Below are 10,764 nucleotides of genomic sequence, written 5' to 3'. Positions count from 1 at the left end.
CCGGCCGCCCACGACTGGAGATCCTCAGACGTCACCACATCCGACACGAACGCGACTATAGATCACAAAACATGACTGTAGTACTAGTACTCCAGCATCAGTTTGCGATCTTAGGTGTGTAGCGTGCCGCTCTTGTGATGGATCACGAGGTTGCGGCGTGGGTAGCGGGGTTGGATGACCTGTTCGCGCGGGTCGCGGGCCGATTCGGCAGGCCGGAGCCGCGGCGACGGACTCGGGCGTATGTGCGGGGACTGCTGGCCCCGATCGAGGGGAAGGCTTCTTCGTGGTGATGGCCCTGCTCAAGGCGCTTGGTGCCACACCCGCGACGCTGGATTGACGATCAGAGGCGGTCAAGGAGTACGGCCGTCTGGCTGTGCAGCATGGCGCTCCGCACGGCTCGACCACCGGGGCCTGGGCCCTACGCCATTGCTGACGGCCCCAAGCCGAGCGGTTCGAGCCGATCGTCAGCAGCCTGCACAAACGCCGTGAGAGGGCACGCAGATCCGAGCACGCCATGGTGGCCTGTGGCGTGGAACTCAACCCGCGTCCACGACACGCAGGTATAGATCAAGTTAGTACCGCTCACCGCGACCTTGGTGGACGGCAGTCCCGAGGCACAGGTCCCTGTGGATGCCGAGCTGTTGTTGTGAGCTGAAGGCTGCGGGCGTTGTCTTGCTCTGAGCGGCGAGCAGAAGGGGCAAGGCCATGAGACGTCATCGGGATCGGTGTGTGGCCTACAAGCGGTGCGGATGCGCCGATGCGGTTTCAGGCAAGCAGTTGGGAGGCCGCTGTGTGCGGCTCGCCGAGGCCTGGCACGGGAGCTGGTACTTCGCGGTGCAGGTGAGCGGCTTGGCCGGGCGGCGCGGCGGCTTCGCCACCGCCGAGCAGGCCCGTCAGGCGGGCCGTGAGGTGATCGCGGCCGATCGGAACGATGTGGCGGTCGGGGGATACACCCTGGCGCGGTGGTTGCGCCGCTGGCTGGATATGCAGCCACACCTACGGCCCAGCACCCGCGAGGCCTACGCCGATCACGTGCGGCTGTATCTGATCCCGTATCTGGGTCGGATCGAGCTGGCCGAGCTGGCCAGCTGCGACATCGCGCGAATGTTCGCCGTCTTGGCCAGGCGCCGCAACCGGTATGGACAGCTGATCGCGTCCTCCACCTTGCCTCGGATCCGGGCGACCTTGCGCACGGCGTTGAACGCCGCGGTTCGTGAGGGCCTGCTGGCATCCAACCCGGCGCGCATGATCCGGCTGCCCGCACCGCGCCAGCCGTACCCCGAGGTGTGGACCGAGCGCCGGGTCGCGGCATGGCGGCGAAGCGGCGAGCGGCCCGCGGTGGCGGTGTGGACCGCTGAGCAGTTGGCCGAGTTCCTCGCCTTCGCCCGTGGCGACCCGCTGTATCCGCTGTGGCAGCTGATCGCGTTGCGCGGTCTGCGCCGCGGCGAGGCGGCCGGTCTGCGCTGGGTGGACCTGGACCTCGACCGGCGGGAGCTCACCGTGAGCCGGCAGTTGGTGCACACCGACGATGGGTTGATCGCCTGTCCACCGAAAACCGCTGCCAGCCGACGGATCGTCGCGCTGGACCCCGAGACGGTTCGGCTACTGCGCCGCCACGAGCAGGCCCAGCGACAGCTGCTGGGCGACGCCTGGAACGAATCCGGGCCGATCTTCGCCCGGACGGATGGGTCCCCGGTCCGGCCGGACTATCTCACCGTCCGGTTCCACCAGCTGGTACAAGCCAGCAACCTGCCACCGATCCGGCTGCACGACCTACGGCACGGTACGGCAACCCTCGCCCTGGCCTCGGGCTCGGATCTGCGGGTGGTGCAGGGCACGCTGGGACACGGCAGCATCGTGGTGACCTCGGACATCTACACTTCGGTGCTGCCGGAGGTGTATCACCGCTCAGCCCAGGCGATCGTGCGGCTGGTCCTGGGCAAGGCGCGCAGGACCGCCCGCAACCTCCGGAAGGCGGCGGCCTGACCAAGTGACCCAGATATGGCCCACACGTGTCTCACGATCAGCAAGAAACCTTCCCATAAGGGAAGGAACCGCAGGTGAAGGTGGTAGGGCGCCCGGGGCTCGAACCCGGAACCTACGGATTAAAAGTCCGCAGCTCTGCCAATTGAGCTAACGCCCCTCGCAAGATGCAGGGTACAGAGGCTACCGCCCCCCGCGCGACGTCAGGCACATCACCTGTACGCCGACAACCCGGTCAACGCCTCTCCCAGCACCAGCGTATGGATCTCCTCAGTCCCCTCGTACGTCAGCACGCTCTCCAGGTTCGTCATGTGCCTGATCACCGGGTACTCCAGTGTGATCCCGTTTCCGCCGAGGATCGAGCGGGCCTGCCGGGCGATGTCCAGCGCGGCCCGCACGTTGGCGAGTTTCCCGAAGCTGATCTGCTGGGGCGTGAGTGCCCCCGCGTCCTTCAGGGCTCCCAGGTGGAAAGCGGTCAGCGACGACTGTGCCAGTCCGACGTACATCCACGCAAGCTTCTCTTGTGTGAGCTGGAATCCGGCGATGGGCCGGTCGAACTGGACGCGGGTGCGCGCGTAGTCGAGCGCCGTCTCCAGGCAGGCGCGGGCGGCGCCGACGACGCCCCAGAGGATGCCGAAGCGGGCCTCCGACAGGCAGGAGAGCGGCCCGCGCAGGCCGGTCACGCCGGGCAGGACGGCCGAGCCGGGCAGGCGGAGGTCGTCGAAGTAGAGCGAGGAGGTCACCGACGCGCGCAGCGACATCTTCTTGTGGATCGGGGGCGCGGAGAATCCGGGCGTGTCGGTCGGGACGACGAAGCCGCGGATGCCGTCGTCGGTCTGAGCCCAGACGACGGCCACGTCGGCGACGGACCCGTTGGTGATCCACATCTTGGATCCGTTGAGAATCCAGTCGGAGCCGTCGCGCTTGGCGAAGGTGCGCATGGCGGAGGGGTCGGATCCGTGGTCGGGTTCGGTGAGGCCGAAGCACCCGATGGCCGACCCTGAGGCCATCAGGGGTAGCCATTGCCGCTTCTGCTCGTCGGACCCGTACTTCCAGATGGGGAACATGGCCAGCGAACCCTGGACCGACACGAACGAGCGCAGCCCCGAGTCGCCCGCTTCGAGCTCGCGGCAGGCCAGGCCGTACGAGGTCGCGTCGGTGCCGGCGCAGCCGTACCCCTCGAGATGCATGCCGAGCAGCCCCAGCTCGCCGAGGGCGGGCGCGAGCTCGCGGGCGGGGAAGACGGCCTCTTCGAACCAGTCGCCCACGTACGGCAGGACGCGGTCGGCGACGAACGACCGGACGGTGTCCCTGATCAGTTTCTGGTCGCCGGTGAGCTTGTCGTCGACCCGTAGCAAGTCGACCCGTAGCAAGTCGTCCATACCCCAGGGTTCTACCAGGGGCAATCCCGATGTGGAAACAGCGGGCCCGGGGGCAGTCTTGAGCCATGAGCGAATCGAACTTCAAGCAGCTGCGCAGGACCCGCCAGGGCAGGATCATCGCGGGTGTCTGCTCGGGCATCGGCGACTACGTCGGCATCGACGCCAACCTGGTCAGGATCGGCCTGGCGATCGCCACGCTGTTCGGCGGCGCCGGCATCGGCGTCTACGCGATCGGCTGGCTGCTCATGCCCGAGGAGGGCAAGAACACCTCGATCGTCCAGGACCTGATCAACAACAGGCAGGCCAAGGACGCCTGGCACCAGGCGACCCCCGACTACAGCCCGGCCGCGGGCTGGCAGCGCCAGGAGCCCGGCATGCCCGGTGACCAGAAGCCGCAGGCGTGACCGTGCCGGCGGGCTCAGGCGGCGGCCTGGGCGCGCACTCTGGCGACGATGTCGCCGCGAGACTCGGTCCACATCATGGCCAGCACGGCCGCGACCGTCACCCCGCTGATCCCCGCCAGGGCGACGACGGGCTCGGGGCCGAGTCTCTCGGCGGCCATGCCGCCGATCAGGATGCCGATGCCCTGCGCGGCCATCAGCCCTGACTGCACCAGGCCGAACGCCTGGCCGCGCCGCTCGGCCGGGACGCACTGGACGAAGGCGGCGTTGGCCGCGAGCTGGTAGGCGCCCCCGACCCCCGACAGGACCCACAGGGCCAGCACGACCGCCAGCGACGGCCGCATCGCGCACACGATCAGCGGCGCGCACGTGAGCATCGACAGCCACCCCATGGCGCGCAGCCGCCCCGCGGGCGAGACGAACCTGCTGAGGAGGAAGGCCCCCAGCACCGTCCCCGCCGGCATGGCCGCCATCAGCAGGCCGGTGATCACCGGTACCGGCAGCGACGCGTCCTTCGCCAGCTCCACGGCGTACGGCACCGCGATGCCCTCGGGCAGCACGTAGAACCCGCACAGCCAGGCAAACAGGACGAGCGTGCGCAGCTTCCTGTCACCGAAGACGAGCACGGCTCCGGCGCGCGTCATGTGCCACATCGACGGCTTCTTCCCGTCCGTACGGCCGGCGGCCGGCCTCCGCCGTACCCCCGAGACGAGGATCAGCGCGGAGGCGAGGAAGGTGGCCGCGTCCAGCGCCAGCGCCCGGTAGGGCCCGAGGACGGCGATCGCGGCGCCGCCGGCGGCGAACCCGAGCATCTGGACGGCCTGGTTGGTCATGTTCTGCAGGGCCGAGCCCATGACATAGCGGTCGCCCTCGAGCACCTCGGGCAGCAGCGCCGCCCTGGCCGCCGAGAACGGCGCGCTGAGCAGTACGACGAAGAACACCAGCACGCACAGCACGGCGAACGGCATGCCGGGAACGGCCATGACGGCCACGAGCAGCGCGCGCAGGAGATCGCACACGATCATCACCCGGCGGCGCGCGAAGCGGTCGGCCAGGCCCGCGAGCAGCGGCCCGCCGAGGATCGACGGCAGGTAGGTCAGCGCGTAGACGGCGGCCGTGGCGAGGGCGGACTGTGTCCGGTGGAACACGAGCACGGCCAGCGCCACCTGGGCGAGCTGGTCGCCCAGCAGGGAAAGGCCTTGGCCGTACCAGAGCGCGCGGAACTCACGTAGGGCGAAGACCTCGCCGTACGTGGCCCGCCGTTCAGGGGCACGCCTGTGCCTCCCCGGAAGCCTAGCCCCCATAGGTCCCCGCTGAACCTGACTCAGTGTGCTCGCTATGTGACCTAAGGTGCCGGGGAGGGGGCTGCGGCGCAACCGAAAGCAGCCAAGCTCTTGCAAACTGTAATAGCGGGCCCGCGATCACCAGCCCAGCTGATGGAGCCGCTCGTCGTCGATCCCGAAATGGTGCGCTATCTCGTGGACGACCGTGATCTGCACTTCCTTCACGACCTGTGCCTCGCTGTCGCACATTTCACAGATGGGGTTGCGGTAGATCTCGATGCGGTCGGGCAGGACCGCCGAGTACCAATCGCCGCGCTGCGTCAGGGGAACACCGGTGTACAGCCCGAGAAGATCAGGCTCCGGCGGGTCGTCCACGACCACCACCACGACGTTGTCCATCACGCGGGTCAGGTCGGGAGGGATCGTGTCCAATGCTTCGGCCACGAGTTCTTCGAACTTCTCCCGGGAGACCTCTATCACGGTTGCCATTCTGCCCCGTCCGTCGGGTAGGCAAGAAGGCGTATGAACGTCATCAGAACCGTCATACGGTCGCGGCCTGCCCGGGTCGCGGCGGTGCTTCTCGTGTCCGCGGTCGGCGCGTGGCTCGGCATCATCCTCAGCGGGACGGTCCGCGCCCAGGTCGGCCCCGTCGAGACGGGGATGTCGCTCAGGCCCGCGTTGACCGGTGAGACCGTGGTCGACGCCCACCCGCTCGGCACCCTCAGGTTCCGCAGCCACGACGCGCCGCTCCGCCTGCGCATCACGCTCGAGAACATCGACCAGGACAAGGCCAGAGCCTTCATCGACGACCCGAAGCTCGCCACCCGGCTGCCCGAGATCATCGAGGACGACCTGCGCGGCGGAGTTCAGGCGTTGGTGATCCGTTCCCTGCTGTGCGCGGCCGCGGGAGCGCTGCTCGCCGGATACCTCGTCTTCCGCCGGCCCAGGGTCGCCCTCTACAGCCTGCTGGCCGCCGCCGTCGCCCTCGCTGGCACCGGCGCCGTCGCCGCCCTCACCTTCCGCCCCAGCTCCCTCGTGGAGCCCCGCTACTCGGGGCTGATCGCCGCCGCGCCGTCCCTCGTGGGCAGCGCCCAGTCGATCGTGACCAAGTTCGAGTCGTACCGCCAGCAGCTCACCAAACTCGTGACGAACGTCTCCAAGCTGTACGACACGGTCTCCGCGCTCCCCACCTACGACCCCGCCCCCGCCTCCATCAAGGTCCTGCACGTCTCCGACATCCACATCAACCCGATCGCGTGGAACGTCGTCCGCTCGCTCAAGGAGCAGTTCATGGTCGACGTCATCGTGGACACCGGCGACATCTCCGACCACGGCACCAAGGCCGAGAACGCCTTCATGGAGGAGATCGGCAAGCTCCGCGTGCCGTACGTCTTCGTGCGCGGCAACCACGACTCCAAGGTCACTGAGCGCGCGGTCGCCGCGCAGAAGAACGCCGTCGTCCTCGACGACGACTCCACCACCGTCGCCGGGCTGCGCATCTACGGCCTGGGCGACCCCCGCTTCACCCCCGACAAGTCGGTGCCGGCCGACAACGATCCGGCCCGCATGCGCGAGTTCGGCCGCGAGCACGCCGTACGGCTGCCGCAGCCCTCTCCCGTCGACCTGGTCGCCATCCACGATCCCGACGCGGCCAAGGGCTTCTCCGGATTCGCTCCGCTGGTCCTGGCCGGCCACTCCCACCGCCGCTCGACCACGCTCCTGCCGTCCGGCACCCGCGTCCTCGTCCAGGGCTCCACCGGCGGCGCCGGACTCCGCGCCCTCGAACACGCCGAACCGACACCAGTTCAGGCATCGGTTCTGTACTTCGACAAGACCACGCACAGGCTCCAGGCCTGGGACGACATCACACTCGGCGGCCTCGGAGAGCAGTCGGTGCACATCCAGCGTCACGTCGAGCCGGACCCTCGACGTATGATTTCCCCAGCACCAACGACGTCCCCGTCGCCAACGGGAAGCGTCAGCGGAGCTTCCGGTGGACAACCACTTTGGCACTTGGGGCACTCGTCCCCTATGCTTCAGAGGTCTCCAACGGAAGACGTCAGGAACGGGACGAAAGTCCCGGGCCCCCATCGTCTAGCGGCCTAGGACACCGCCCTTTCAAGGCGGCGGCACGGGTTCGAATCCCGTTGGGGGCACACGGCGACACCAGCCGGACGGAAGGTCGAAGACCTCCGAAAGACTGGTAAGCTAAGCGAGGCGGTTCGGCCGGAAGGCCGGAACGAAAGCAAGGTCCTGTAGAGCAGTTTGGAGTGCTCGCCACCCTGTCAAGGTGGAGGTCGCGGGTTCAAGTCCCGTCAGGACCGCTCTGGGTCAGGTAGCTCAGTTGGTACGAGCGTCCGCCTGAAAAGCGGAAGGTCGGCAGTTCGACCCTGCCCCTGACCACCATTCATGAGCTGCAAAGAAGCCCCGAAGCGATTATCGCTCCGGGGCGTTTTTGTTGCTCTGACGACAGTACGGCTTCGCTCTAGTCCTCTACTCGAAAGGCTGCTTCAAGCAGTCTCTCCCCGGCTGGGGTCGGCTTGTCCGTGAGGCAGCGATCAGCGATCTCTGCGGCGCCGTTGCGGCTGAGGACATAGGTGAAATCAGTCACGCGCACGCCGTCGAACCGCTCCGAAGTTCGATTCCGTACGGCCGTTATGGAACGGTAGATATGGAACGACTTCCGGAACGATCGGTGTCCGCTGCCGTCCGATTTTCAAGCTCGCGTTCCGCGGTCGCCCGAGCCGTTCCACGTCCAAGGATGTGGAACGAGCTGCCCTGAGCGTCCTCATCACTTCGCTCCTGATGCGTCGATCCTTAACGGCGCCCCTGAAAGCGCGCTCTCGGCGCCTCGACCCCCATGGTGTGGGGCACTCGGCGAACCGACCGGCCACTCAGCGGCCGGTTCGGCCAGCGGGATCACGTCGCGGCTCAGCGCCCGGTAACTGTTGGGTGCCCTCGATGGCTGCTGATCCGGCGTTCCCGACCTGGGTCAATCGTCGAGTCTGACTGCCTGCATGGCGCTCAGCCGCCGCACGAACAGGGCGGTGACGATCGCCGTCGGCACGACCAGCACGTGCACGGCCAGGCTGGCCCAGGCGCCCGGCGTGAACTCGGTCATCAGGCTCTCGACCTCGCTCTCGTCGCCGTAGGTCTTGAGGAGTGCCGTCCACTCGATCCAGAACAGGGGCCAGGCGCGCCGGCGGACGCGAGCTCCTCATCGACCACGTCCACCTCAGCGACCGCGGCGCGGCCATCATCACCGGCCTCACCTCCCACTGGCTGTCAACAGCACCCACCACCCGCTGAAACCTCCAGCTCACCGTCCACCGGAGATCACCATGATCGTTGCCATCACCCTGATCCTGCTCCTCATCGGCGGCCTGAGCGCCCTGATGTACCTGGCCTTCCGCCGCCCGCCCGCCAACACGCCCAAGAAGTTCCGCACTCGTGGGCCCAGGCCCGGAACCCACACCGTCACGGTCGCCTTCGGCGACAGCCTCACCCACGCCAGCCTCAGCGCCGACTGGGTGGGCGCGCTGCGCGAGCGGCTCGGCCCCGGCGGGCACGAGTTCGTCAACGCGGGCATCAACGGCCATACCACCGCCGACCTGCTGGGCCGCCTGGAGCAGGTCGTGGCCTGCCGTCCGGACGCCGTCACCATCCTCATCGGCACCAACGACGCCCGCAACGGCATTCCCGTGACCCGCTTCCAAACCAACCTGGAACAGATCGTCAGCCGGCTGCAGTCCCGTACCACCGCCCGCATCGCCCTGCTGTCGGCGCCCCCGCTGGGCGAGGACCTCGACGGCCCGGCCGACCAGGAACTTGCCCCTTACAACGCCGCCATCAGGCAGACCGCCACCCGTGTGGGCGTCGCCTACCTGCCGGCAAATGAGCGCATCGCCGAGCACATCCGCTCAAACGGCACCGCGCCCCGCTTCGCCTTCAGCTTCGGCCTGGCGCTGCGCGTCGCCCTGCAGCACTATCTCCTGCGCCGCTCATGGGACGACATCGCCACCGGCAACGGCCTGACCATGCTCACCGACCAGATCCACCTCAACGACCAGGCCGGCACCGTGATCGCCGACCTCGTCACAGGCTGGCTGTCCCGCACCCTGCACGTTGAACACGGTCGGCCTCGTCTGCCGGTTTGAGGCGCCCGGCGCGGAAGAGGAGCCAGCTCTCCCTGCTGGTGGGCGCCAGACCCCTCGCTGGGGCATGTCCCCGATGGCGGACCACCGCCCTCAGCCTGATGATGGCCGTTTCGCTTGGAGCGTCTGCATCGTGAGCGGAAGAGCGGCGGCCCGGTTGGGCCAGACGTCGGCGTCTGTGCACGACCACCGCCGACAGCCCGCCCGCGACAGGCGCCCGCCATCCAAATACCGCGTCCTACCTGTCGTCGTCGTCCCAGCCGTTGCCGAAGACGAAGAGTGGCTTGGCGCCACGTGCGGGTGTTTCGGCGAGCGAGATGGCTTCGGTGAAGCGTTCGAGCGGGAACGGCTGGCCCTGGGGGATAGTCAGCACTCCGTCAGCGACGAGACTGCGAACCTCGGATAGCGCGCGCAGCGCATCCGCAGGTGAGGCAGTGCCGAACCAGCGGTTCAGCCAAAAGCCGCGGACTGCTTTGGTCTCGTAGATGACCGAGCGTGCCTGCAGCGGGATCGTCAGCGCTGCCGGGTCGGTCTGCCGATGGGTGGAGAGCGCGCCGTAGACCACGAGCTCTCCTCCCGGAGCCAATGCCTGGGATACCTGGGCACCCACGTGGCCCGCGACACAGTCGATGGCCTTGCGCACGCCAGTCGGTCCTGCTGTCTCAGCCACACGCTGCACCAGGTCCTCGTCCTCAGTGCAGATGACCTCGTCACCACCGAGCGCCTTGATCTCCTTGACGGCATCGCGCCGCCGCACGACATTGATCGTCGGAATGCCCAGATGCCTGGCCAGCTGAATGACGAGCCGGCCGACGGTGGAGCCCGCGGCTGTCTGCAACAACCATTCACCCGGCTGTACGTCGAGTTCGCGTGTCACCAGCAGCAGCGCGGTCAACGGGTTGACGGCGAGTTGGCAGGTGTCGGAGTCGCTCAGATGGTCGGGGACCGGCAGGAGCCTTCGGGTGTCGGCGACAAGGTATTCCTGCCACGTGCCGGCCGTATGGGGCCCGGGTATCGCCGGGACTGCAACGGTCACCACGCGCTCGCCGATCTCCAGCCCCTCGGTGTCCGGGCCCAGGGCCTCAATACGGCCCACGCATTCCATGTGACCACCAACAGTGGGAAACTCGGGGGAAAATCCGTAGCGGCCACGCAGTACGTGCAGATCGCTGGCGTGAATCGGAGTCGCCTTCACACGGATCAACGCCTGACCGGCTTCTGGCGTGGGAACAGGCCGGGATTCCAGCCGCAGGACATCGGCCGGCTCGCCGACCTTTCCGGCTACGAGCGCGCGCATGGATTGCGGCATCGCCATGAGATCCCCTGGTACTCGTAGAGAGGGCGCGCATAGGCCGGCACCGTGCGAATGTCCTCTCCCCGCCGCATGATCCCGTTCAGAACCGAGCCCCCCATCGTCACCTCGTCGGCAAGGTTGTCCAGCCAAGGGGGGTAGTAGTCCGTGCGCTGCCGCGCCGGGTCGCCGGTGCCCAGATACGTCGGTTTTGTCGGTCTTTTCCAGCTGTTCTGGTGGGAAACCAGCTCCTGCGAGCCGACCAACGAA

The 10,764-nt window shown here is 67.8% G+C and carries 10 protein-coding genes, 4 tRNA genes and 1 pseudogene; 8 read left to right on the top strand and 7 right to left on the bottom strand.

Going from position 1 to position 10,764, the window contains the following annotated elements:
* Positions 1 to 137: 137 nt before the first annotated feature.
* Together ABZX22_RS44655 and ABZX22_RS44650 are read left to right on the top strand one after the other, a co-directional pair.
* Positions 138 to 275 (top strand): annotated as a pseudogene (locus tag ABZX22_RS44655) (IS701 family transposase); the annotation flags it as partial.
* Between the two features lie 454 nt (positions 276 to 729).
* Positions 730 to 1,986 carry a tyrosine-type recombinase/integrase gene (locus tag ABZX22_RS44650; RefSeq protein WP_354923303.1) on the top strand — a complete coding sequence of 419 codons (1,257 nt, stop codon included), beginning with the start codon at positions 730 to 732 and terminating at the stop codon, positions 1,984 to 1,986.
* A gap of 81 nt (positions 1,987 to 2,067) precedes the next feature.
* On the opposite strand, the gene ABZX22_RS44645 is transcribed toward ABZX22_RS44650, so the two are convergent.
* Positions 2,068 to 2,143 (bottom strand) — tRNA-Lys (locus ABZX22_RS44645).
* Positions 2,144 to 2,195: 52 nt separating this feature from the next.
* Positions 2,196 to 3,365 carry an acyl-CoA dehydrogenase family protein gene (locus ABZX22_RS44640; protein ID WP_354923300.1) on the bottom strand — a complete coding sequence of 390 codons (1,170 nt, stop codon included), beginning with the start codon at positions 3,363 to 3,365 and terminating at the stop codon, positions 2,196 to 2,198.
* Positions 3,366 to 3,430: 65 nt separating this feature from the next.
* Between ABZX22_RS44640 and ABZX22_RS44635 the strand changes: the two genes are divergently transcribed.
* Complete coding sequence (locus ABZX22_RS44635) at positions 3,431 to 3,769, top strand: PspC domain-containing protein (RefSeq protein ID WP_354923297.1); 339 nt, start codon at positions 3,431 to 3,433, stop codon at positions 3,767 to 3,769.
* 14 nt (positions 3,770 to 3,783) lie between these two features.
* On the opposite strand, the gene ABZX22_RS44630 is transcribed toward ABZX22_RS44635, so the two are convergent.
* Entirely contained in the window at positions 3,784 to 5,070 is a 1,287-nt protein-coding gene (locus ABZX22_RS44630) for an MFS transporter (protein WP_354923294.1), read from the bottom strand.
* A gap of 117 nt (positions 5,071 to 5,187) precedes the next feature.
* A complete protein-coding gene (locus tag ABZX22_RS44625; RefSeq protein WP_354923291.1) occupies positions 5,188 to 5,529 on the bottom strand; it encodes a metallopeptidase family protein in 342 nt (113 codons plus the stop codon).
* Positions 5,530 to 5,622: 93 nt separating this feature from the next.
* On the opposite strand from ABZX22_RS44625, the gene ABZX22_RS44620 reads away from it, so the two are divergent.
* From ABZX22_RS44620 to ABZX22_RS44605, 4 genes are all read left to right on the top strand, one after another.
* Entirely contained in the window at positions 5,623 to 7,155 is a 1,533-nt protein-coding gene (locus tag ABZX22_RS44620; RefSeq protein ID WP_354923288.1) for a metallophosphoesterase, read from the top strand.
* Positions 7,133 to 7,205, top strand: a tRNA-Glu gene (locus ABZX22_RS44615). The genes ABZX22_RS44620 and ABZX22_RS44615 overlap by 23 nt, the downstream gene beginning before the upstream one ends.
* A gap of 93 nt (positions 7,206 to 7,298) precedes the next feature.
* Positions 7,299 to 7,373 (top strand) — tRNA-Asp (locus ABZX22_RS44610).
* A 5-nt stretch (positions 7,374 to 7,378) separates the two neighbouring features.
* Positions 7,379 to 7,455 (top strand) — tRNA-Phe (locus ABZX22_RS44605).
* Between the two features lie 586 nt (positions 7,456 to 8,041).
* On the opposite strand, the gene ABZX22_RS44600 is transcribed toward ABZX22_RS44605, so the two are convergent.
* On the bottom strand, positions 8,042 to 8,170 hold the full coding sequence (locus tag ABZX22_RS44600) for a hypothetical protein (protein ID WP_354923286.1): 129 nt from the start codon (positions 8,168 to 8,170) through the stop codon (positions 8,042 to 8,044).
* Between the two features lie 220 nt (positions 8,171 to 8,390).
* Between ABZX22_RS44600 and ABZX22_RS44595 the strand changes: the two genes are divergently transcribed.
* Positions 8,391 to 9,206, top strand: coding sequence for an SGNH/GDSL hydrolase family protein (locus ABZX22_RS44595; protein WP_354923283.1), 816 nt, complete (start codon positions 8,391 to 8,393; stop codon positions 9,204 to 9,206).
* 235 nt (positions 9,207 to 9,441) lie between these two features.
* Here ABZX22_RS44595 and ABZX22_RS44590 read toward each other — a convergent pair whose 3' ends face one another.
* Positions 9,442 to 10,518, bottom strand: a complete 1,077-nt coding sequence (locus tag ABZX22_RS44590; protein WP_354923280.1) for a zinc-dependent alcohol dehydrogenase family protein — start codon at positions 10,516 to 10,518, stop codon at positions 9,442 to 9,444.
* A partial coding sequence (locus tag ABZX22_RS44585) for a hypothetical protein (RefSeq protein ID WP_354923277.1) occupies positions 10,485 to 10,764 on the bottom strand: 280 nt, incomplete at its 5' end. The genes ABZX22_RS44585 and ABZX22_RS44590, both read right to left, overlap by 34 nt.

Source organism: Nonomuraea sp. NPDC003804, from assembly GCF_040610675.1.
Lineage (GTDB): Bacteria > Actinomycetota > Actinomycetes > Streptosporangiales > Streptosporangiaceae > Nonomuraea.
The sequence above is the reverse complement of the archived record's forward strand: the minus strand, read 5'-3'. Positions and strand labels throughout refer to the sequence as shown.